The 21,979-nt window shown below is 68.0% G+C and carries 24 protein-coding genes and 1 tRNA gene; 10 read left to right on the top strand and 15 right to left on the bottom strand.

Going from position 1 to position 21,979, the window contains the following annotated elements; translation table 11 throughout:
* Positions 1-15 precede the first annotated feature (15 nt).
* Together ABY44_RS25760 and ABY44_RS25755 are read right to left on the bottom strand one after the other, a co-directional pair.
* The gene (locus tag ABY44_RS25760; RefSeq protein ID WP_060175001.1) at positions 16-642 is read right to left on the bottom strand and encodes a DUF2239 family protein; all 627 of its coding nucleotides are present in this window, start codon (positions 640-642) and stop codon (positions 16-18) included.
* A gap of 123 nt (positions 643-765) precedes the next feature.
* The gene (locus ABY44_RS25755; protein ID WP_431642596.1) at positions 766-1,002 is read right to left on the bottom strand and encodes a hypothetical protein; all 237 of its coding nucleotides are present in this window, start codon (positions 1,000-1,002) and stop codon (positions 766-768) included.
* Positions 1,003-1,164: 162 nt separating this feature from the next.
* Here ABY44_RS25755 and ABY44_RS25750 point away from each other — a divergent pair, with 162 nt between their 5' ends.
* From ABY44_RS25750 to ABY44_RS25740, 3 genes are all read left to right on the top strand, one after another.
* The gene (locus tag ABY44_RS25750; RefSeq protein ID WP_060174999.1) at positions 1,165-2,505 is read left to right on the top strand and encodes an MFS transporter; all 1,341 of its coding nucleotides are present in this window, start codon (positions 1,165-1,167) and stop codon (positions 2,503-2,505) included.
* Between the two features lie 62 nt (positions 2,506-2,567).
* Complete coding sequence (locus tag ABY44_RS25745) at positions 2,568-3,965, top strand: enolase C-terminal domain-like protein (RefSeq protein WP_060174998.1); 1,398 nt, start codon at positions 2,568-2,570, stop codon at positions 3,963-3,965.
* A gap of 118 nt (positions 3,966-4,083) precedes the next feature.
* The gene (locus ABY44_RS25740; protein ID WP_060174997.1) at positions 4,084-4,395 is read left to right on the top strand and encodes a hypothetical protein; all 312 of its coding nucleotides are present in this window, start codon (positions 4,084-4,086) and stop codon (positions 4,393-4,395) included.
* A gap of 123 nt (positions 4,396-4,518) precedes the next feature.
* Here the strand turns inward: ABY44_RS25740 and ABY44_RS25735 are convergent.
* The 5 genes from ABY44_RS25735 to ABY44_RS25715 form a co-directional block, all read right to left on the bottom strand.
* Positions 4,519-4,594 (bottom strand) — tRNA-Ala (locus tag ABY44_RS25735).
* 66 nt (positions 4,595-4,660) lie between these two features.
* The gene (locus ABY44_RS25730) at positions 4,661-5,023 is read right to left on the bottom strand and encodes a c-type cytochrome (RefSeq protein ID WP_060174996.1); all 363 of its coding nucleotides are present in this window, start codon (positions 5,021-5,023) and stop codon (positions 4,661-4,663) included.
* A complete protein-coding gene (locus ABY44_RS25725; protein ID WP_027788619.1) occupies positions 5,020-5,817 on the bottom strand; it encodes a BON domain-containing protein in 798 nt (265 codons plus the stop codon). Before ABY44_RS25725 ends, ABY44_RS25730 begins: the two co-directional genes overlap by 4 nt.
* A 17-nt stretch (positions 5,818-5,834) precedes the next feature.
* Positions 5,835-6,419 carry an SIS domain-containing protein gene (locus ABY44_RS25720; protein WP_060175016.1) on the bottom strand — a complete coding sequence of 195 codons (585 nt, stop codon included), beginning with the start codon at positions 6,417-6,419 and terminating at the stop codon, positions 5,835-5,837.
* 126 nt (positions 6,420-6,545) lie between these two features.
* The gene (locus ABY44_RS25715) at positions 6,546-6,974 is read right to left on the bottom strand and encodes a YraN family protein (protein ID WP_185625681.1); all 429 of its coding nucleotides are present in this window, start codon (positions 6,972-6,974) and stop codon (positions 6,546-6,548) included.
* A 46-nt stretch (positions 6,975-7,020) separates the two neighbouring features.
* Between ABY44_RS25715 and rsmI the strand changes: the two genes are divergently transcribed.
* Positions 7,021-7,902, top strand: coding sequence for a 16S rRNA (cytidine(1402)-2'-O)-methyltransferase (gene rsmI, locus ABY44_RS25710; protein ID WP_027788622.1), 882 nt, complete (start codon positions 7,021-7,023; stop codon positions 7,900-7,902).
* A gap of 108 nt (positions 7,903-8,010) precedes the next feature.
* Here rsmI and ABY44_RS25705 read toward each other — a convergent pair whose 3' ends face one another.
* The gene (locus ABY44_RS25705) at positions 8,011-8,622 is read right to left on the bottom strand and encodes a septal ring lytic transglycosylase RlpA family protein (protein WP_027788623.1); all 612 of its coding nucleotides are present in this window, start codon (positions 8,620-8,622) and stop codon (positions 8,011-8,013) included.
* Between the two features lie 657 nt (positions 8,623-9,279).
* Between ABY44_RS25705 and ABY44_RS25700 the strand changes: the two genes are divergently transcribed.
* The 3 genes from ABY44_RS25700 to ABY44_RS25690 all read left to right on the top strand — a co-directional run bounded on the left by ABY44_RS25700 (position 9,280) and on the right by ABY44_RS25690 (position 11,130).
* Positions 9,280-9,924 (top strand): MBL fold metallo-hydrolase, encoded by a 645-nt coding sequence (locus ABY44_RS25700; RefSeq protein ID WP_027788624.1) that lies wholly within the window; start codon positions 9,280-9,282, stop codon positions 9,922-9,924.
* Positions 9,921-10,580 carry a hypothetical protein gene (locus tag ABY44_RS25695; RefSeq protein ID WP_059528234.1) on the top strand — a complete coding sequence of 220 codons (660 nt, stop codon included), beginning with the start codon at positions 9,921-9,923 and terminating at the stop codon, positions 10,578-10,580. Before ABY44_RS25700 ends, ABY44_RS25695 begins: the two co-directional genes overlap by 4 nt.
* A 79-nt stretch (positions 10,581-10,659) precedes the next feature.
* Positions 10,660-11,130 (top strand): Lrp/AsnC family transcriptional regulator, encoded by a 471-nt coding sequence (locus ABY44_RS25690; RefSeq protein WP_006477376.1) that lies wholly within the window; start codon positions 10,660-10,662, stop codon positions 11,128-11,130.
* A gap of 45 nt (positions 11,131-11,175) precedes the next feature.
* Here the strand turns inward: ABY44_RS25690 and ABY44_RS25685 are convergent, their stop codons facing one another.
* The 3 genes from ABY44_RS25685 to ABY44_RS25675 form a co-directional block, all read right to left on the bottom strand.
* Positions 11,176-12,333 (bottom strand): cation diffusion facilitator family transporter, encoded by a 1,158-nt coding sequence (locus tag ABY44_RS25685; protein WP_027788626.1) that lies wholly within the window; start codon positions 12,331-12,333, stop codon positions 11,176-11,178.
* 243 nt (positions 12,334-12,576) lie between these two features.
* A complete protein-coding gene (locus ABY44_RS25680) occupies positions 12,577-12,870 on the bottom strand; it encodes an H-NS family nucleoid-associated regulatory protein (protein WP_006491875.1) in 294 nt (97 codons plus the stop codon).
* Positions 12,871-13,235: 365 nt separating this feature from the next.
* A complete protein-coding gene (locus ABY44_RS25675) occupies positions 13,236-13,895 on the bottom strand; it encodes a HugZ family protein (RefSeq protein WP_060174995.1) in 660 nt (219 codons plus the stop codon).
* Between the two features lie 237 nt (positions 13,896-14,132).
* Between ABY44_RS25675 and ABY44_RS25670 the strand changes: the two genes are divergently transcribed.
* Positions 14,133-15,371: an MFS transporter gene (locus tag ABY44_RS25670; RefSeq protein WP_431642592.1), complete on the top strand. Its 1,239-nt coding sequence runs from the start codon at positions 14,133-14,135 to the stop codon at positions 15,369-15,371.
* A gap of 104 nt (positions 15,372-15,475) precedes the next feature.
* Here the strand turns inward: ABY44_RS25670 and ABY44_RS25665 are convergent, their stop codons facing one another.
* Positions 15,476-16,618 carry a branched-chain amino acid ABC transporter substrate-binding protein gene (locus ABY44_RS25665; protein WP_027788629.1) on the bottom strand — a complete coding sequence of 381 codons (1,143 nt, stop codon included), beginning with the start codon at positions 16,616-16,618 and terminating at the stop codon, positions 15,476-15,478.
* A 415-nt stretch (positions 16,619-17,033) separates the two neighbouring features.
* A complete protein-coding gene (locus ABY44_RS25660; protein WP_431642589.1) occupies positions 17,034-18,119 on the bottom strand; it encodes an NAD(P)H-dependent flavin oxidoreductase in 1,086 nt (361 codons plus the stop codon).
* 283 nt (positions 18,120-18,402) lie between these two features.
* On the opposite strand from ABY44_RS25660, the gene ABY44_RS25655 reads away from it, so the two are divergent.
* Both ABY44_RS25655 and ABY44_RS25650 read left to right on the top strand, forming a co-directional pair.
* Positions 18,403-19,095 (top strand): dienelactone hydrolase family protein, encoded by a 693-nt coding sequence (locus tag ABY44_RS25655; protein WP_027788631.1) that lies wholly within the window; start codon positions 18,403-18,405, stop codon positions 19,093-19,095.
* 81 nt (positions 19,096-19,176) lie between these two features.
* Positions 19,177-20,655, top strand: coding sequence for an amidase (locus ABY44_RS25650; RefSeq protein ID WP_060174992.1), 1,479 nt, complete (start codon positions 19,177-19,179; stop codon positions 20,653-20,655).
* Positions 20,656-20,753: 98 nt separating this feature from the next.
* Here ABY44_RS25650 and metF read toward each other — a convergent pair whose 3' ends face one another.
* Entirely contained in the window at positions 20,754-21,584 is an 831-nt protein-coding gene (gene metF / locus ABY44_RS25645) for a methylenetetrahydrofolate reductase [NAD(P)H] (RefSeq protein WP_021164275.1), read from the bottom strand.
* A gap of 25 nt (positions 21,585-21,609) precedes the next feature.
* Positions 21,610-21,963, bottom strand: a complete 354-nt coding sequence (locus ABY44_RS25640) for a phage holin family protein (protein WP_006477367.1) — start codon at positions 21,961-21,963, stop codon at positions 21,610-21,612.
* Positions 21,964-21,979 lie beyond the last annotated feature (16 nt).

The following is a 21,979-nucleotide window of genomic DNA, read 5'->3' as shown; positions in this document are numbered from 1 at the left end:
CGTCGGAAGCTCCTTTCAGCAGTCGTCGGTGGACGGCGGCAGATCGCCGCGCGCCAGCGCGAGCGCATGGTTGCGCACGTCGTCCGGCCAGCCGGCGATCAGCCCGGCGAGCCGCGCCAGGTCGTTCGCATACAGCGCGCGCGCGGCCTCCTCGAAACCGGGCAGGTCGCCCGCCATCGCCGACATGAAGTGGTAGGCGCGCGCCTGCGCGTCGCGCAGACGATCGGCCGCCGCATGTGTGCGCCGTGCGTCCTCGACGAGCTTGCGCAATGCGACGGACGCGCCGCCCGGCTGCGCGGCAAGCCATTCCCAGTGACGCGGCAGCAGCGTGACCTCGCGCGACACGACGCCGAGCTTCGGCCGGCCGCGGCCGCGCGGTTCGCCCGCGCCGGCCGGCTCGCCGACGGTTGCGGATGCGTCGTCGCCCGACGGCGGCGCGAAGCGCGCGCGGATCTCGTCCGGCGTGCCGCGCAGGTCGAGGTCGATCGAGCGGCCGGTCGCGTCGTCGAAGATCAGGATCGTGCCGGTGCTCGCGTCGCCGGCCTCCCGGGCCGCGAGCGCGACCGACACGAGCGGACCCGTCGCGAGCCGCCGGTGGCCGTCGAACACCGTGTACGAAGGAAGAAGCGTGGAGGTTGTCATCGTGGTCGCCTGCAGGCAGGAGTCGGAGTGGCGCTATTTTCATCCGGGTATAAATTGAATGTCAATATCATCCGGGTAAAAATATCGCCAGCATCCCGCCGTGCGGGCGACCGCGTGGCGCGGTCAGTTCCTCAGAGCCGGTGCCGGCGTCGCCGCGCCGCGCACGCTCGCGAGCACGTCGTCGAGCGACACATGGCCCTCGAACGCCGACGAAGCCGGCAGCGGCAGGCCTTCCTCGACGGCGTGCGCGAATCGCACGCCGGCATCGTCGGCGAGCCGCGCCCGCAGCGCGGCGATGCGCGGGAACGCGTCGCGGCCGATCGATTCAAAGGCTGAATCGATCAAGTCAGTAATTGGCATGAAAGCGCAAATATCGACATGACAGAATGATCCGGACGCCCCGCTCCGGCCCGCACGGGCCTCGGCGTCCGGCCTCCGGCCGGCAGCACCGTCACCCAGAAACGCGCGCTTTCGACGCGCCAGCCGCACGACGGCACCTTCCGCCCTTCGGAGGAGACAGTCATGAATCCGCTTCACGCGCTGCCGGCGTCCGCGTCGGCAACGGCCCGGCGCACCCGCGTGCGCTGGCTGGTGCTGGCCGTCCTGTTCGCGGTCACGACGATCAACTACGCGGATCGCGCCGCGATCGCGATCGCCGGCCCAAGCCTCGCCCGCGCGCTGCACCTGAGCCACGTGCAGATCGGCTTCATCTTCTCCGCATTCGGCTGGTCGTACGTGGTCGCGCAACTGCCGGGCGGCTGGCTGCTGGACCGCTATGGATCCCGCATCGTCTATGCGTTCAGCATCTTCTTCTGGTCGCTGTTCACGCTGCTGCAGGGCACGATCGGCTTTTTCGGCGGCGCGGCCGCGTTCGCGCTGCTGTTCGGGCTGCGCTTCCTGGTCGGCGCGGCCGAAGCGCCGTCCTTCCCGGCCAACAGCCGGATCGTGTCCGCGTGGTTCCCGGCCGCCGAACGCGGCACCGCGTCGGCGATCTTCAATGCCGCGCAGTACGCGGCGACCGTCGTGTTCGCGCCGCTGATGGGCTGGCTCGTGCACGCGTTCGGCTGGCAGTCGGTGTTCGCGGTGATGGGTATGCTCGGCTTCGCGTTCGTGCTGGTGTGGAACCGCACGATGTACGACCCGAAGGACCACCCGACCATCAACCGCGCGGAACTCGACTACCTCGCCGAAGGCGGTGCGCTCGTCAACATCGACCAGGCGACGGGCGGCCGCGACGGCGGCCCGTCGATGCGTCACGTGAAGGCGCTGCTGAGGAACAGGATGCTGGTCGGCGTGTACGTCGCGCAGTACTGCATCAACGCGCTCACCTATTTCTTCATCACGTGGTTTCCCGTCTATCTCGTGCAGGCGCGCGGGATGTCGATCCTCAACGCGGGGCTCGTCGCGTCGATCCCGGCCGTGTGCGGGTTCCTCGGCGGGATTCTCGGCGGCATCGTGTCCGATGCGCTGCTCAGGCAGGGCCGCTCGCTGTCGGTCGCGCGCAAGGTGCCGATCGTGTTCGGCATGCTGCTGTCGATGTCGATGATCGTCTGCAACTACACCGATTCGCACGTGCTCGTCGTGCTGTTCATGGCGCTGTCGTTCTTCGGCAAGGGACTCGGCGCGCTCGGCTGGGCCGTCAACGCCGACACCGCGCCGCGCCAGATCGCGGGATTGAGCGGCGCGCTGCTCAACACGTGCGGCAACCTCTCCAGCATCACGACGCCGATCGCGATCGGCTACATCGTCGACCGCAGCGGCTCGTTCAACGGCGCGCTCGTCTATGTGGTCGCGCACGCGCTCGTCGCGGTGATCTGCTACGTGTTCGTCGTCGGCGAGATCCGCCGCGTCGAGCTTCGATGAACGGCGCGGGCCGCGCCGGCCCAGCCGGCGGCCCGTGCACCACCGGAACCAGGAGCGAACCGATGTCCGAATCCCGCCATGCCGGCACCCCGCGCGTCACGCGCATGCGGGTGATTCCCGTTGCCGGCCGCGACAGCATGCTGCTCAACCTGTGCGGCGCGCACGCGCCGTACTTCACGCGCAACCTCGTGATCCTCGACGACAGCAGCGGGCACACGGGCGTCGGCGAAGTGCCGGGCGGCGAAGGCATCCGGCAAGCGCTCGAGCGCATGACGGATCTCGTGGTCGGCCAGTCGATCGGACGCTATCAGGCCACCCTCAACGCGGTGCGCGCGGCGCTGTCCGGCGCGGGCCCGGGCGCGGGCCGCACGATCCGGCACGAGGTGACGTCGGCCGGCGAGGCGGCCGTGCTGCGCCAGCCGCACGAGATCAACCTGCGGCTCGACAACGTGATCACCGCGATCGAGGCGGCGCTGCTCGACCTGCTCGGGCAGTTTCTCGACGTGCCCGTCGCCGCGCTGCTCGGCGAAGGGCAGCAGCGCGACGCGGTGCCGATGCTCGCTTATCTGTTCTACATCGGTGACCGCGGCCGCACCGACCTGCCGTATCGCGACGAGGCGCAGGCGCGCGCCCCGTGGTTCCGGCTGCGCAACGAGGAAGCGCTCACGCCGGCCGCGATCGCGCGTCAGGCGGAAGCCGCCGTCGAGCGTTACGGCTTCGCCGATTTCAAGCTGAAGGGCGGCGTGATGGCCGGCGCCGACGAGATGGAAGCGATCGCCGCGATCAAGGCGCGCTTCCCCGACGCACGCGCGACGCTCGACCCGAACGGCGCGTGGTCGCTCGACGAGGCCGTCGCGCTGTGCCGCGGCCAAGGCCACCTGCTCGCGTATGCGGAGGACCCGTGCGGGCCGGAAGGCGGCTATTCGGGCCGCGAGGTGATGGCCGAATTCCGCCGTGCGACGGGGATTCCGACCGCGACCAACATGATCGCGACCGACTGGCGGCAGATGGATCACGCGGTGCGGCTGCAGGCGGTCGACATCCCGCTCGCCGATCCGCATTTCTGGACGATGCAGGGCTCGGTGCGGCTCGCGCAGCTGTGCCGCGACTGGGGGCTCACGTGGGGCTCGCATTCGAACAACCACTTCGACGTGTCGCTCGCGATGTTCACGCATGCGGCGGCGGCCGCGCCCGGCACGATCACCGCGATCGACACGCACTGGATCTGGCAGGAAGGCGACGCGCGGCTCACGCGCGAGCCGCTCGCGATCGTCGGCGGCAAGGTGGCCGTGCCGGAGCGGCCGGGGCTCGGGATCGAGCTCGACATGGCGCAGGTCGAGGCCGCGCATGCGTTGTACAACGCGGTCGGCGGGACGGCGCGCGACGACGCGGTCGCGATGCGGTATCTCGTGCCGGGGTGGACTTACGATCCGAAGCGGCCGAGTTTCGGGCGGGGGTGAGCCTGACGGTGGGCGGTGGTTGCCAAACACCGGAAACGCCCGCATCCTGCCGGCTGCCTGAGCCGGCCCGCTTGGCGGACGGTTCGGCGCCCCTCCCACCCAACGTGAAGCGCCCGCCATGACGTCTCCCGACCCGACACCGCGGCAGATCATCGTCTTCGTGCTGTATTCGGTGCTGTGCCTGCCCGCGAGCATGACCGTCGCTGGTTATGCCGCGACCCGGATCACGCAGAACGTATCGAATTTCGAAGGCGGTGCAGGCTACGCCGCGCTCTGGTGGGTCCTCATTCTGACCTGCGTGTTCTGCGGACTGTCGATCGCCCTCTTCGCGCTGCTGCGCAAGAGGATCGCGATCCTTGCGGCCATCACGGTGGGATTCGCCGTGCTGTCGGTGCCGGCGTTCAGGTTCATTCACGAGCTGGCGACCTAGGCGCGGCGAGTTTGCGCATCACGTCGAAAGCGGCGCACCCGACGGTGCCGCCCACGCCCACCGTCGCAGCGGAACCCAAAAACAAAAAGGCCCGATCTTGCGATCGGGCCTTTCAAATTCCGTTGGTGGAGCGGAGGAGGATCGAACTCCCGACCTTCGCATTGCGAACGCGACGCTCTCCCAGCTGAGCTACCGCCCCAACAGTCGACCATCATACACACGCATTTCTGCGCTTGGCAATAGGGGTTGAGTCACCCCTGAAGCATTACTTTGACGGCGCGCCAGCCAGTACCCATTCGACCACCGAACGCGCGTCGGCGTCGCTCATGCGCGGATGCGCCGGCATCGGAATCGCGCCCCAGACGCCGGAGCCGCCCTCCTTCACCTTCTTCGACAGCTTTGCCACGGCCTGCGGATCGGCCTTGTAGCGGGCGGCGACTTCCTTGAACGACGGGCCGACGAGCTTGCGATCGACCGCGTGGCAGCCCATGCACGCATTGCCGCGCGCCACCTTCAGGCCGTCGCCGACATCCGCGTGCGCGGCGCCCAGCGTGCCCGCCACGAGCGCCGCGGCTGCAGCGCCCTGCATCATCCACTGTTTCAATTGCTTCATCTGCGTGCTCTTCATTGCGACGGTGCCTTCGGGTTGCCCGGGTGCACGCTCGACGAATTCGAGATCGGCGCGGGCGGCTGCAGCGGCGTGGACTGCACCGACGCGTCGGGCACGGCGCCCACCGTCGCGGTATCCGCCGGCGCGGCGGCCTGCGCACCGGACGCGCCGCTCGCGGGCGACGCCGCCTGCAGCGCCTGCGCGTCCTGCGGCTTCACGTACTGGAACACCTTCACGACTTTCTCGACGCCGGGCACCTGGCTGGCGGCTTCCGCGCCGCGATTGCCCTCGTCGACCGTCACGAGCCCCATCAGGTAAAGGTTGCCGCGTTCGCTGACCACCTTGTAGTAGTTCGCCGAGATGCCCTTCGTCGCGATCAGCTCGGACTTCACGCGCCCCTCGAGATACGAGTCGTTGGCGCGCGACGACAGCGACGACGCCGGCTCGACCGACAGCTCGTTGACGATGCCGTTCACGTTGTTGATGCCGCGCACGATTTCCTCGGCGCGCTGCTTCGATGCATCGTTCGGCACCTCGCCCGTCAGCAGCACGCGGCGGTTGAACACCGTGACGTTCACGTGCGACTGGTCGGGCAGCCCGTTGTTGATCTGCGTGAGCGACTTGACCTGGATCTCACGGTCCTCCGTCTGCGCGCCGAGCGTACGGCGGTCGGTCGCGACCAGCGCGCCGCCGCCGGCCGCTGCGCCGACGATCCCGAGCACACAACCCTGCAGCGACACGGCGAGACCCGCCGTCAGCGCGGCGAGCAGCGTGGTTCTGACGAGCGTCTGTTTGACGCGGCTTTGATTCATCGACGGCTCTCCTTCGTTCAATCCTCACCCAGCAGCATCGCGTCGATGCCGTCGCACAGGCAGTGGATGGTCAGCAGATGGACTTCGTGGACGCGCGCCGCACGAATGGCGGGCACGTTGATCGGAATATCGGTGTCGGACAGCGCGGCCGCGACTGCGTGGCCGTCGCCGCCCGTCAGCGCGACGACGGTCATCTCGCGCTCGTGCGCTTCGTCGATCGCCGCCAGCACGCGCGGCGACGCGCCGCCCGGATCGAGCACCAGCAGGATGTCGCCGGTCTGGCCGAGCACGCGCACCTGCTGGGCGAACAGTTGCTCGGCGGACACCGCACCCGCGAGGCCGCCCTGCGACGCATCGGTGGCCAGCGCGATCGCGGGCAGGCCCGGACGCTCGCGCTCGAAGCCGCCGACGAGCGACACGGCGAGGTAGTGCGCGGCGGCGGCCGACGGGCCGTCACCACACGCGACGATCTTGTTGCCGTTCGCCAGCGCGGCGAACATCGCATCGACCGCGGCTGCGATCGGCAGCGACAGTGCATCGGCCGCTTCGGCGTGAAGCGCGGCGCTGTCGCGGAAATGTTGCTGAATACGTTCGACTGACATCGATTCCTGGTGAACTGGGCGCGCGGCACGCATCGCGCGACATCGTGGGTGCGGCGAGTTTACCGTACTCCGGCACGCTCTCCGGGGGTCCGGCAAGAACTCTTTACATCTCGTCACAGCTCGCGGCTACGCATCGTCGGCACGAAATGCGTCGCGCAGCCACTCGAGCCGCCCGGCCTCGAACGCGACGACGTCGAAGCGGCACGCGGCACCGGCGCCGTGGCGCGCCCAGAACTGGAGCGCGGCCGCCACCAGGCGCCGCCGCTTGCGCCAGCCGACGCTCGCGGCCGCGCCGCCATGCCGGACGCTGCGCCGCGCGCGCACCTCGACGAACACGAGCATGCCGTCGGGCTCGCGCATCACGAGATCGAGCTCGCCGCCGCGCATCGTCACGTTCGCCGCGACGAACACGAGGCCGCGGCGTTCGAGAAACTGCCGTGCACGCTGCTCGAACGCAGCGCCGACCGGCCTGGATCGCGCCGCGCCGGAAAAGTTGTCGCCCGCGCGCGGCAAACCGTGCCCGTCGCCCGGCCGCGCCGGCGCCGCGTGGCACAATGCCGTCCTTGTTCCGCTTGCGCCGCGATTGCGCGCATTGCCTGCCATGACTGCCCTCCTCGAACTCGCGCAAACGCAGCACTACCCGGAAGCCGCGCTCTATGTGGTCGCCACGCCGATCGGCAACACCGCCGACATCACGCTGCGCGCGCTGCACGTGCTCGGCCTCGCCGACCGCATCGCGGCCGAAGACACCCGCAACACGGGCCAGCTGCTCGCCCGCTACGGGATGTCGAAGCCGCTCCTCGCCGTGCACGAGCACAACGAACGCGAAGCCGCGCAGCGCGTGATCGAACTGCTGCGCGGCGGCGAACGCGTGGCCTACGTATCGGACGCCGGCACGCCCGGCATCTCGGACCCCGGCGCGCGGCTCGTCGACGCGGTGCGCGCCGCCGGCTTCGCGGTGATCCCGCTGCCGGGCGCGAGCGCGGCGGTGACCGCGCTGAGCGTGGCCGGCGACTGGGCCGGCGCGTTCACGTTCGCGGGCTTCCTGCCGCCGAAGGCCAGGCAGCGCGCGACCGCGCTGCAGGCGCTGGTATCGCACCCGTATGCGCTGGTGTTCTACGAAGCGCCGCACCGGATCGCCGAAACCGTCGCCGCGCTCGCCGATGCGTTCGGCCCCGCGCGCCGGCTGCTGATCGCGCGCGAGCTCACCAAGCTACACGAGCAGCTGTTCCAGGGCACCCTGGCCGAAGGACAGACGTGGCTCGCCGGCGATGCGAACCGGCAGCGCGGCGAATTCGTGCTGGTCGTCGAAGGCGCGCCGGCGACGAGCGGCGAAGCCGACGACACCGCGCACGACGCGCTGCTCAGGCTGCTGCTGGAAGAGGTGCCGGTGAAGAGCGCGGCGAAGCTCGCGGCCGCGCTGACGGGCGCGTCGCGCAACACGCTGTATGCGCGTGCGCTCGCGCTGAAGGATGAAAGCTGACGTGCCAGCCGGCCGGCACCGGGAAACCGGTGCCGACATCGCGCCGGGCAGGAAAGACAAAGGGCTGCCCTCGGGCAGCCCTTTTGCATGAGCGGTCGATCCGCCGCGTTACTTCGTCGAGACCGACGCGAGCATTTCGTCGCGTGCCTCACGCGCTTCCTGCGGCGACAGCCCTTCGATCTTCACGCGGCCCGTGCCGGCGTGCACGAGGCCGATCATCTTCGCGGCGGCATACGACAGGTCGAGCACGCGGCCGCGCTTGAACGGCCCGCGATCGTTGACCTTCACGACGACCCACTTGCCGGACGACGCGTTCGTCACCTTGATGTACGACGACAGCGGCAGCGTGCGGTGCGCGGCGGTGAGCGCGTTCATGTTGAAGCGCTCGCCGTTCGCAGTGCGGCGGCCGTGGAAATCTCGCCCGTACCACGACGCGCGGCCCGTCTGGCGGAAATCGGACACATCCTTGCCGTCGATCGGCTCGGCGTCCGCCAGCGACGACTTCTTCGCGTCCTTGGCGTCGGCAGCCGGCATCGACGCCAGTGCGGAATCGAAATTCAGTTGCTGCTTGTCGTTGTCCGCCTTCGCGGCACCGGCAGTCTTGTCGACCGCGTTCTTCTGGTTCGCGCTTCCGGTGGTCTGGCTGGGTGGCACCGCACAGCCCGTCAACGCGAAAAATAATGCAATGGTCCCGAAACGAGTCGGAAATCGTACGTTCATCGACGTGTCGCCTTCTGGTTCGGGCCGCTCCTTCGTCACGCCGCTTCACAGCGCGGACACGCGGCCCGGACGGCAAATGCGTGCACGCCCCGCTCGGATGCGAGCAGGCGGCTAGCATGGGCGCGGCTTTCGTCTATGCCGCAACCGTCCTGATTAGCTTTCACGTCTGGCGCAACCTGTCCCCAACAGCCTGACCAGACCCCACATGCCGCCATCGAACATGGCTTTCACGTTCGCGCGCGTCGAAACGACCAACGCACAGGAACGGCGGCACAGGCCTCATCCGGCGGCGCGGCAGCAGGGCCGCAGGCGGGCGCGCAGCACCCGGCCGGACAAGACGTGAGCACCGAATGCTCGGTGCTGGATACACCGCCGGACTCCCCGGCGGCTGATGCTTGACGGTGCTTCCGACACCCCTTTTTAACGGGGCCGAAACACCAGCGAATGGCGTGAAACTCACGCGCAATGGAGCGCATTATACATAAATCAAAACGCTGTCCTGAAAAGCACCGCCGGCGGACCATTGATTCTCACTATGGCTGTAACAATCGACATGCTCCGGGAATGCCCGGAGGCGCGCACCGCGACGCACGTCGCGCGGCCGGCAAGCGGCACGCGCGACCGGTACAATCGCTCCTTTTAGCCGCCGGTGCCTCCATGAAAGTCACGCTCATTCCGGTCACGCCGTTCCAGCAGAACTGCTCGCTGCTCGTCTGCGAGAAGACGGGCCGCGCCGCCGTCGTCGATCCGGGCGGCGACCTCGACCGGATCCAGCAGGAAGTCGCGCGGCAGAACGTGCAGGTCGAGAAGGTGCTGCTCACGCACGGGCACATCGATCACTGCGCGGGCGCGAAGACGCTCGCGACGCACTACGGCGTGCCGATCGAAGGGCCGCAGGAAGAAGAGCGCTTCTGGATCGAGAAGCTGCCGATGCAGAGCGAGCGCTTCGGCTTTCCGGCCGCCGAAACCTTCGAGCCGGATCACTGGCTGAACGACGGCGACACCGTGCAGTTCGGCGACGAGACGCTCGAGGTCTATCACTGCCCGGGCCATACGCCCGGCCACGTCGTGTTCTTCAGCCGCGCGCATCGCGTCGCGATCGTCGGCGACGTGCTGTTCGCCGGCTCGATCGGCCGCACCGATTTCCCGCGCGGCAATCACGAGGATCTCGTCCGCTCGATCAAAGAGAAGCTGTGGCCGCTCGGCGACGACGTGACGTTCGTGCCGGGCCACGGCCCGGTGTCGACGTTCGGCGACGAGCGCCGCACGAACCCGTTCGTGTCCGACAAGGCATTCGGATGAACCAGACCGCCATCCCGGAAATCTACGTCAGCACCGACGTCGAGGCCGACGGCCCGATCCCCGGCCCGCACTCGATGCTGAGCTTCGCGTCGGCCGCCTATACCGAGGACAAGCAGCTGATCGCGACCTTCTCGGCCAACCTCGAGACGCTGCCGGGCGCGCACGCGCATCCGGTGCAGGAAGCGTGGTGGAAGACCGAGCCCGAGGCATGGGCCGCGTGCCGGCGCGACCTGCAGGCGCCCGAGGCGGCGCTCGTCGCGTACGTCGACTGGGTCGAGGCGCTGCCCGGCAAGCCGGTGTTCGTCGCGATGCCGGCCGGCTTCGACTTCACGTTCATGTTCTGGTACATGATGCGCTTCGCCGGGCGCTGCCCGTTCTCGTGGTCGGCGCTCGACATCAAGACGCTCGCGTTCGCGATGACGGGCCTGCCGTACCGCAAGGCGATCAAGCCGCGTTTTCCGAAGCACTGGTTCGACGACCATCCGCACACGCACGTCGCGCTCGACGACGCGATCGAGCAAGGCGCGCTGTTCTGCAACATGCTTGCCGACCTGCGCCGCCAGCAGGCCGCGCTCGCGGGCCTCGCGGTATCGGACACCGATCGGTCGGAAAACGCGGGGGCGGGACAAAACCCCACGGATCCGCGAGCAAATTAGCGAATCTCGCTCAGCAACGCGACGCCAGATTGCCTTTCCTTTCCCGGCCCTCTAACATTCAGCATGTTGTTGCTGCCGCATGGAGGCGCAGGTGACGCTCGATTCCTTTTCGCAAAAAATCCTTCGCCTGTTGCAGCTCGACGCGCGCCGTTCCGTTCAGGAAATTTCCGACCAGGTCGGCCTGTCGAGCACGCCGTGCTGGCGCCGCATCAAGGACATGGAACAGTCGGGCGTGATCCAGCGCTACACGGCGCTGCTCGATCGCGAGAAGCTCGGCCTGCACGTCTGCGCGCTCGCGCACGTGCACCTGACCCGCCACAACGAAGGCGGCGTCGAGCAGTTCGAGCGCGAGATCGCGACCTGCCCGGAAGTCACCGAGTGCTACAGCACGACCGGCGAAGCCGATTACATCCTCAAGATCGTCGCGCCGGACATCAAGGCCTACGACGTATTCCTGCACGAACGCATCTTCAAGATCCCCGCCGTGTCGCAAGTGCGTACGAGTGTCGTGCTGCGCGAGATCAAGTTCGACACGCAGCTGCCGCTGTAACGGCTGTCACGCGCACGCCCGCGCGCACGGCCCGCCGGCGGCAGGTCACGCCTGCGCGGGCATCGTGCGCGTGAAGCCGATCCGGCGCGCGCCGAACTCGCGCTTCAGCGCGTCGGCGTCGAGCCGGCCGGCCAGCGCCGCATCGGTGTCGTGCGGATCGCATGCAAGCGTCACGTCGATCTCGAGCCCCGTGCTCAGGTAATGCAGGTTGATCGCCGCCGCATGCAGCCCGCGCTGCGCGAGCGCGGCCTCGAGCCGCGCCGCGATCTCGCCGCGCGGCGGCAGCGCGAGCGCCGGACGGCGCGCCGCGTCGTTCTCGGGGTCGACGTGGATCAGCGCGTCGAGCACGCGCGGGTCGCGCAGCACGCGTGCACGTGCGGTTTCCGCGATGTAATGCCCTTCGGAGACGGAGATCATCGGATCGACGAGGATGTGCGCGTCGACGAGCGCCGCATCGCCCATCTTGCGCGTGCGCAGGTCGTGCACGTCGCGCACGCCCGGCGTTGCCGCGAGCAGCGCGCGGATCTCGGCCGTATCGGTGGTGTCGAGCGCGCGGTCGGAGAGGTCCTGCAACGCGTCATAGCCGAACGTCCAGCCCATGCGCGCGACCATGAAGCCGACGATCGCCGCCGCGATCGGATCGAGCAGCCGCACGCCGGCCAGGCTGCCGACGATGCCGATCGCGACGACGAGCGACGAAGCGGCATCCGAACGCGCATGCCACGCGTTCGCGACGAGCATCGCCGAGCGCACGCGCCGCGCTTCGCGCAGCATGTAGCGAAACAGCGCCTCTTTCGACACGAGCACCGTCAGCGCGACGACCAGCGCGGAAAAATGTACCGCCGGAATGTTTTCGAGATTAACTAGACGGTCGCCGGCCCGCCACAGCATGCCGACGCCGACTGCAATCAGGATTGCGCCGAGAAACAGCGACGCGACGGTCTCGTAGCGGCTGTGCCCGTAATTGTGGTCGGCGTCCGGCGATGCGCCGCTATGCCGATTCGCAACCAGCACGACAAAATCCGAGATCAAATCGGAAATCGAATGCACCCCGTCGGCAATCAATGCTTGCGAATGCGCAATCGTGCCGACGACGATCTGAAATGTCGCAAGCACGACATTCAGCACAATACTGACGAACGTGCTCTTGCGTGCAACCGCGTGCTTATCTGCGCTCTGCGCGTCGCCGGAAAACGTGGACATGAAATATGAGATATCGGTGTGCGGTACCCAATTCTATCAAGGGTGCCCCGCGAATCCCGCCAATATCCGTAAATTTCTTATTCAAATCAATCGCTTATGCGAACAGGTCGTATTCCCATTCGCACCCTCGATTATTACATTTCCATGACAACGCCATGCGCGTGGCGGCCGCTGAAAACAAAAAAGCCGCGCTCCTGAACGGACACGCGGCTCTTTTGAAGCGCAGGTGACTTAAACAGACGTTTAAATCGCAAACTGTTCGCGGTTCTTGCCCGCGATCCAGCGCGGCGGCTTGCCGCGGCCCGACCACGTCGCGCCCGTTTCCGGATCGCGGTATTTCGCGGCGACGCCAGCGCGCGGACGGCCAACCTTGCCTGCCTTCGCGCGGCTGAGACCGAGTTCGGCGAGCGAAAAGCCGTAGTCGGCAATTTTCTGCTTCACGTCATTCAGCACTTCAGCGTATTCACGCGACTTCGCTTCTTCGATTTGCTTCTCCAGCTTCTCCCGCTGGGCCAGCAGGTCCTTGTAAGAAGACATAGTTTCCCTTTCTATCTGACTAATGGCGCCGGTCTGCAGCCAGCTCACCATTCATGAAATATATGTGCCTCGGATTTTCGAAGGCAGAGATTAGCACAAAAAAGATTTGATAGAAGCGAGATTCATGAAAATACCGAGATCAATTGAAATTCACTCGTGTCATTTTGACCGGCCGCGGCCTTTTCTCAAATTTTTACGTTCCTACACAGAGATTAGGACATTAGCCATTGGCTATTAGGTCTATCAACATACGCAATTACCCTGCATTCGGAAAAATAGAAGCTTTCATCGGACGACAGTTTTACGAAAATCGGACGGCGCCGCACGCTAAACGGACAAACCGCGGACAAGCCGGCACCGCGGCGTCACGTCACATCCCGCGCGCACGCAATCAGCCGCTCGCGCAACGCGCCCACGTCGGCCAATGGCGTATCGAACGGCGTGCGCACACGGCGGCCTTCGTGTCGCCAGTCGGCGCCGTGACGATCGACGCCGAGCAATTCGAGCCCGTCGCGGCGCGCCGCGCCGCCGTCGTACGCGTCCCATAACGCCTGTTCCTCGTCGAAGGCGAGCGGCGGCAGCGCATCGAGATGCGTGCCGTCGACCCAGCCCATGCGCCCGAAACCGCCGATATAGCGCAGCCGCTCGACGTCGAGCGCCCAGAACGTGAAATCGCCGAGCGCCAGATAGCGCGCGGCGTCCGGCTCGTAGCGCAGGTAGCGCGCGGTGACGTGCGGATCGTCGCCGAGCGGCACGAACCGGCCGAGCAGCGTCGCGCGCTCGGCGTTCAGCACGTCGCCGCCGGACGCGTCGACGACGAGGAAGCCCGCGCGCGGATCGGCGGCCAGGTTGCGCGTGTGCTCCGCGAGGCCGCTCACGAGGATCACCGGACGATGGCTTGCATCGGGTGCAAACGGAACGACCGTCGGATACGGGAAGCCCTGCGGATCGCGCGCATGGGTGGCGAGCGTGCCGAGCGCGCAGCGGTGCAGCAGATGCAGGGCGAGAGCGGGATCGATGTTCAAGAGGACTCCTGCGGTCGAAGGGCGGCGCGCCGGGCACGCCATGCGCTTCGATGTTACCCGCGGGCGCGGTACGCCGCGCATCGGCCGAACGGCCAATGCGGCGAATACCGGGCACCACGACCGCCCGATCATCGGCCAAGCGGCCATCGCCCGGCAGGATCGTAAGCGGTTCGATAGAATCGGACGGGTCCGACGGGCGCCGCGTGCGTCCGCGCATTTCCTTTGACGAGCCTTTCCGTGTCCGAATCCTCCTCCCCCGAATCATCGTCCCCGTTCGCCGCGCCGCCCGACGCGCATCGCGTGCTGCCGCTGCCGGCCCGCCAGCGCGCGCGCACGGCGTCGATGGCGCTGTTCTTCGTCGCCGGCATGATGTACGCGTCCTGGGGCGTGCACGTGCCGACCGTGCGCGACAAGTTCGCGCTGAGCCCCGGCCTGCTGTCGATCGCGCTGTTCGCGGTCGCCGGCGGCTCGATCGCCGCGATGCTGACCATCGCGCGCTGGATCACCCGCGTCGGCTCGCGCACCGCGTGCCTCGCCGGCGGGCTCGTGATGTCCGCGTGCGCGGCGCTGATCCTCGTCGTGCCCGACTACTGGATGCTGCTCGCGGTGCTCGCGCTGTTCGGTTTCTCGATGGCCACGCTCGACGTCGCGATGAACGCCGAGGCCAGCGCCGTCGAGATCGCGCTCGGCAAGCCGATCATGTCGTCGCTGCACGGGATGTTCAGCATCGGCGGCATGGCAGGCGCGGCCGCCGGCGGCGCGCTGCTGTCGGCCGGCATGGCGCCGGTCGCGCATCTCGCGCTCGCGGCAGCCGTGAGCGCCGCGGTGCTCGTGGCCGCCAGCCCGGCCGTGTTGCCGCACGTGCCGCACCACGAACACGCGCATGGCGGCGGCAACCGCTGGCGCTCGCCCGCGTTGTGGATGCTCGGCGGCATCGCACTGATCGCACTGGTCGCCGAAGGCGCGATGTACGACTGGGCGACGGTCTACATGCGCGACGTCGTCGCGGCGAGCCCCGCGCTCGCGAGCGCCGCGTATGCGGCATTCTCGGGCGGGATGGCCATCGCGCGCTTCGCGGGCGACGCCGTGCGCGCGCGCTTCGGCGCGCCGCAGCTCGTATTCGCGAGCGCGTCGCTCGCATGCGCGGGGATGATCGGCGCGCTGCTGCTGCCGAACCCGGCCGCGGTGCTGACCGGCTTCACACTGATGGGCCTCGGCCTCGCGAACATGATGCCCGTGCTGTTCGCGGCCGCCGCGCGCGTGAAGGGCATCCACGCGGCCGAAGGGCTCGCGCACGTGGCGGGGCTCGCGTATTTCGGGCTGTTGTTCGGCCCGGTCGTGATCGGTGCGGTCGCGCAGGCCGCGAACCTGACGATCGGCCTGTCGGTCGTCGCGCTATGCGCGGCGCTCGTCGCGCTATGCGCGGCGCTCGTCGCGCTGGTCGCGCCGAAGGTGCTCGCACATCTAAAGATCTGACGGTGCGGCGCTCGCCGGGCCGAACGGCCAAAGAGAAACAAAAAGAAAACGCGCATGCGTTGCCGCATGCGCGTTTTCACCCCTTCTGTTGACCGCCTGTTGCGTTACATCTTCACTTCGTCGAGCAGCGACTTCTTGCCGCCCTTGTAGTTGTACAGCGAGATCACGCCGTGTTGCAGGTCGCCCTTCGAGTCGAAGGTCGTCGTGCCGATCACGCCCGAGTAGTTCGTCGCCGGCATCGCCGCGAGGATCTTCGCCGGGTCGGTCGAGTTCGCGCGCTTCATCGCGTCGACGATGATGTACACGGCGTCATACGTGAACGGTGCGTAGATCTGGATCGGCTGGCCGAAACGCTTCTCGTACTTCGCCTTGAACGCCGCGCCGCCCGCCATCTTCTCGAGCGAGGCACCGGCTTCCGAGCACACCACGTTGTCGGTCGCGTCGCCGGCCAGGTCGGCCAGCTTTTCCGTGCACACGCCGTCGCCCGCGAAGATCTTCGCGCGCAGGCCGAGCTGCTTCGCCTGTTTCGCGAACGGGCCGCCGGTGGCGTCCATGCCGCCGTACATGATCGCGTCCGGATTCTCGCCCTTGATCTTGGTCAGAATCGCGCGGAAGTCGACCGCCTTGTCGTTCGTCGCGTCATGCGACATCACCTTCAGGCCGAGCGCCTTCGCCTTCTTCTCGAACTCGTTCGCGAGACCCTGGCCGTAGGCGGTCGAATCGTCGACTACCGCCACGCTCTTGATGCCCTTCGAGTGCGCGTAGTTCGCGAGTGCCGGGCCCTGCTGCGCATCGGTGGCCACCACGCGGTACGTGGTCTTGAAGCCCTGCTGCGTGTAGGCCGGGTTCGTGGCCGACGGCGAGATCTGCACGATGCCCGCATCGCTGTAGATCTTCGAGGCCGGGATCGACGTGCCCGAGTTCAGGTGGCCGACCACCGCGACGACCTTGTCGTCGACGAGCTTCTGCGCAACCTGCGTGGCCTGCCGCGGGTCGGCCGCGTCATCCTGCGGGTCGAGTTGCAGCGTGATCTTCTGGCCGCCGACCGTAAGACCCTTCGCGTTGATTTCCTCGACGGCGAGACGCGCGCCGTTTTCGTTGTCCTTGCCCAGGTGTGCAATGCCGCCCGTCAACGGCGCGACGTGGCCGATCTTGACGACTTGATCGGCTGACGCGTTGCTTGCAGCTGCAGCGCACAGCATCGCTGCGGCGGTGATCGGCAACAGCTTTTGCATCTTGATATTCATGTAAGTCTCCAGTTCGGTCCCAAAAAACGCCATCGCCCGGTGCCCCGCTGCCATCCCTGTGTTTGCAATCACTGGACGATTCGCCGGATGCATCGTTCATGCACTTGGCCTCAAGCACGTGAAAACCGCCGCTTTTAGCGGCCGCCCGTCCGTACTTGCGCGCAAGTGTAGGTGATCAAATTAATTTGTGGGACTTTTTTGGGGTAGTGGTAACACTACCGATATGCGCACTTTGGAACGACTACTCGAATATCGCTGCAAGCCCCGCCGGATAAGGGTTTCCGCTAATTCCCGAGGTCTCGCCGAAAGGTCGCTTCAAAGTATTCCCGGGGCATTTCGATTCGGTATTTTGTGCCCGGGATCATTGAATGAAACGCGCGTGACAGCGCGCGTTTCGTCGTCCGGCATGAACGATTCAGGCAGCCGCCGCACGCCATTCGGCATCGAGCGCGGCGACGAGCTGCGACGTCGTCAGCGCATCGCCGCGCCGCCGCGCGAGCGGCGCGCCCTGCCCGGCCCACAGCGACAGATAGTCGCCGTCGTTCGCGCGCGCGGCGGCCTGGCGCAGCGGCTGCGTCAGCGCGTTCTGCACCGGATACGGCGCGACGTCGGCCACGCGTTCGCCGAGCCGCGCCATCAGCGTATTGCGCAGCCCGCGCGCGTGGCGGCCGGTGATCGCGCACGTGACCTGCGTCGACGTATCGGTGCTCGCGAGCAGGCGCGCCTTCCAGTCCGCCGCGATCGCGCTTTCCGTGCAGGTGAGGAACGCGGTTCCGAGCTGCGCGCCCTGCGCGCCGAGCGCAAGCGCGGCCGCGATCCCGCGACCGTCCATGATGCCGCCCGCGGCGAGCACGGGCAGGCCCGTCGCGTCGACCAGTTGCGGCACGAGCGCGAACGTGCCGATCAGCGCGTCGTCGGCGGAACCGATGAACGTGCCGCGATGGCCGCCCGCCTCGGCGCCCTGCGCGGACAACGCGTCGGCGCCGGCCGCCTGCCATGCGAGCCCCTCGGCCACGTGCGTCGCCGTGCCGATCACATAGGTGCCGGCGGCCTTCAGGCGTGCGACGTCGGCCGCGTCGAGCACGCCGAACGTGAAGCTTGCAACGGGCACGCGCAGCGCCACCAGCGCATCGAGTTGCGCACGGAAATCCGGCGCGTAGCGCGCGGGCGCGGGCGCGGTGCCCGGCGGCAATCCGAGCGCCGCGTTCAGCGGGTCGATCGCGGCCAGCGCGCGCGCGACGGTCACCGCGTCGGGCGTCGCGTCCGGCAGCACGAACAGGTTGATCGCGAACGGGCGGGCGGTCGCCGCGCGGATGGCTTCGACTTCGGCCGCGATGCGCTCGGGCGCGAACGCGGCGGCGCCGAGACTGCCGAGCGCGCCGGCATTCGATGCGGCGGCGACCATCGCGGCCGTGGTCGCGCCGACCATCGGCGCCTGCACGAGCGGCGCGCGCAGGCCGAAGCGTTCGGAAAAGGGCGTGGAAAACAGGCGGGCAGACATGGCGAATCCTTCGATGACGATGCGCGAAAGCGCTTTGTAAAGGCTGGCACATCGACTCTATCGAAGCGGCGCCGCGCCGAAAAATGAATAATCGAGATCGAAACGATCGCTGCGCGAGAAGCAGGCGCGTGTCCTGCGCCGATACACGATCGGCGGCACATGAGGCCGCCTCCCTCGCCCCGGGGCGCGCGTCCTGCACCGTCACACGATCGGTGGCACACTAGGCCGCCTCTCTCACCCCCGGGGCGCGCCACGCGCACCCCGTTCGCCAGGAGTTCAGAACGTGACTGCCCAATGGATCGACATCCCGACCGGTAACGACAGCTTCGGCGGCTATCTCGCGCTGCCCAAGCGCGGCACTGGCCCTGCCGTCATCATCATCCAGGAGATCTTCGGCGTGAACTCGCACATCCGCGCGGTCGCCGACCAGTACGCGTCCGACGGCTTCGTCGCGCTCGCGCCGGACGTGTTCTGGCGCACGCAGCCGCGCGTCGAGCTGACCTATGAAGGCGCGGATCGCGACAAGGGCATCGAGCTGATGAAAAAGACCGACGTGGGCCTCGCGGTCGCGGACATCGGCGCGGCCGCCGATGCGTTGCGCGCGCGCCCCGAAGTGGCCGGCAAGATCGCCGCGATCGGCTACTGCTTCGGCGGCCAGCTCGCGTACCGCGCGGCCGCGACCGGCAAGATCGACGCGGCCGTGGCCTACTACGGCGGCGGCATCCAGAACGCACTCGACCTCGCCGGCAAGGTCACGCAGCCGATCCTGTTCCACTACGCCGAAAACGACCACGGCATCCCGCTCACGGCCGTCGACCAGGTGAAGGCCGCGTTCGCCGGCCACGGCCATGCGTCGTTCCACGTCTATCCGGGCGCCGAGCACGGCTTCAACTGCACGGATCGCGCGTCGTACAACCAGCGCGCATCGGCGCTCGCGCACGGCCGCACGCTGACCTTCCTCGCCGAGCACCTCTAAAAACGGGCGGCAGCGGGCCCCTTGCAGCGGGCCCGCGTTATGCTGCCGACATCGCCACGCGTCACAACGGGGGTGACTGCGATGCACTCGGACTATCTCGCGCACGACGCGATCGGCCTCGCCGCACTGGTACGCGAACGCAAGGCGAGCCCGCGCGAACTGCTCGACGCCGCGATCGGCCAGGCCGAAGCGGTCAACAGCGCCATCAACGCGATCGTGCTGCAGGACTACGAAGCCGCACGCCAGCGTGCGGTCGCCGCGCCGGACGGCGGCGCCGACGCGCCGTTCGCCGGCGTGCCGTATCTGGTCAAGGATCTCGGCGCGGCGGTGGCCGGGCTGCCGCTGTCGATGGGCAGCCGGCACTACCGGTATTTCGTGCCTGACGACGATTCGCCCGTGATCGCGCGAAGCCGTGCGGCCGGGCTCAACGTGTTCGGCAAGACCAACACGTCGGAAATCGGCCAGATGCCGTACACGGAACCCGAGCTGTTCGGCGCGTGCCGCAATCCGTGGAATCTCGACCACACGCCCGGCGGCTCGAGCGGCGGCGCGGCCGCGGCCGTCGCGGCCGGCATCGTGCCGCTCGCGCATGCGTCCGACGGCGGCGGCTCGATCCGCATTCCGGCGTCGTGCTGCGGGCTGTTCGGCCTGAAGCCGACCCGCAACCCGGTCCTCGTCGACCGGCCGTCGAACGGCGAGCTGGTCGTCCAGCATGCGGTCACGCGCAGCGTGCGCGACAGCGCGCTGCTGCTCGACGTGACGACCGGCCAGACCTTGCCGGCCGGCGCGCCCGGCACGTTCCTCGGCGAGCTCGACACGCCGCCCGGCCCGCTGCGGATCGGCCTCGTGCTCGACCCGATGCTCGCGCCGGCGCTCGCCGACGACACCCGCGCGGCGCTCGACGACGCGGCCGCGCTGCTCGAATCGCTCGGCCACCACGTCGAGCCGGCGACGCTGAACGTCAACTACGCACGCACGGCCGAAACCTTCCTCACGCTGTGGGCGACGATCGCCGAGGAGATGGTGCTCGGCGCACGCGCGCTGACCGGCCGCACGCCGAAGCGCGGCGAATTCGAAGCCGCGACGTGGGCGATGGCCGTGGTCGGCCGGCGCCTCGCGCGCACCCGCCTGCCGGACGTGCTCGAATGGCAGCGCCAGCTCACCGTGCAGGTCGCCGGCATCGTGTCGCGCTACGACGCGATCCTGTGCGCATCGCTCGCCGGGCCGCCGGTGAAGATCGGCGAATTGCAGCCGACGCCGTTCGAATCGGCGCAGATGAAGGTGCTCGCCGCGCTGCCGGTGAAGCCGCTGCTGAAGGAAATGCTCGCGAGGTCGTCGGAAAAGGCGTTCACGTGGGCCGGCTGCACCGAGCTGTTCAACCTGACCGGCCAGCCGGCGATGTCGGTGCCGCTCTACTGGAACGCGCGCGGGCTGCCGATCGGCGTGCAGTTCGCCGCGCGCCACACCGACGACGCGCTGCTGCTCAGGCTGGCACGGCAGCTCGAACAGGCGCGGCCGTGGTTCGACCGCCGCCCGCCGCTGATGCAGGCGCAGCGCTGACGCGCGCGGCCCCGCTCCGCAACCCTCGAAAAAAAGCCCCGCCGGCAGAACCGGCGGGGCCTTCGCACACTTTCACGCATGCAGTCGCGTGACCGCGCCTACACGTCGAGCCGTTCACAGATCGTCCGCGTCGCGGCCGCCGTGTTCAGCGTGTAGAAATGCAGCCCGGGCACGCCCGCGTCGACCAGACGCTGGCACAGGCCCGTGACGACGTCCGCGCCGAACGCGCGGATCGACTCGCGATCGTCGCCGAAGCTCTCGAGCCGGCGCGCCACCCAGCGCGGCACTTCGGCACCGCACATCTCGGAGAAGCGCATCAGCTGCGAGAAGTTCGTGATCGGCATGATGCCCGGCACGATCGGCACGTCCACGCCCAGCTTGCGCGCATCGTCGACGAAGCGGAAATACGCGTCGGCGTTGAAGAAGTACTGCGTGATCGCGGAATTCGCGCCGGCTTTCACCTTGCGCGCGAAATTCTCGAGATCGGCCTTCGGCGAGCGCGATTGCGGGTGGTACTCCGGGTAGCCGGCGACCTCGATGTGGAACCAGTCGCCATGCTCGGCGCGGATGAAGCTGACGAGCTCGGACGCATAACGCAGTTCGCCGACCGCGCCCATCCCGGACGGCAGGTCGCCGCGCAGCGCGACGATGTGCCGGATGCCGTACGAGCGGTACTGGTCGAGGATCGCGCGCAGGCTGTCGCGCGACGAGCCGATGCACGACAGGTGCGGCGCGGCCTCGAGGCCGTCCTTCTGCATGTCGAGCACGGTATCGAGCGTGCCCTGCTGCGTCGAGCCGCCGGCGCCGAACGTCACGGAGACGAATTTCGGCTTCAGCGGCATCAGTTGCGCACGCGTGGCGCGCAGCTTCTCGACGCCTTCCGCCGTCTTCGGCGGGAAGAATTCAAACGAGAGTTCGATCGGTTTCATGATTCGGTGGGAACAGGCTCAGGCCTCAGCCGATGTCGCGCTGACCGAAGATCAGTGCGGACAGCAGCCACGACACGATGCTGTACAGGATCGAACCGAAGAACGCGGACCAGAACCCCGACACCTCGAAGCCCTTCAGCAGCGACGACGCGAACCAGAAGCACAACGCGTTCACGACGAGGATGAACACCCCGAGCGTGACGATCGTGACGGGCAGCGTCAGCAGGATCAGCACCGGGCGGATCACCGTGTTGATCAGGCCGAGCACGACCGCGATGATCAGCGCCGTGCCGAAGCTCTTGATGTGGATCGACGGCACGAGGTACGTGATGATCAGCAGCGCGAGCGCGTTGATGACCCAGGTGAGGATGACGCTCATGGAGTGCTCCGGTTCG

It is taken from the genome of Burkholderia sp. ZZQ-2 (assembly GCF_050768715.1).
GTDB lineage: Bacteria > Pseudomonadota > Gammaproteobacteria > Burkholderiales > Burkholderiaceae > Burkholderia > Burkholderia cepacia.
The sequence above is the reverse complement of the archived record's forward strand: the minus strand, read 5'-3'. Positions and strand labels throughout refer to the sequence as shown.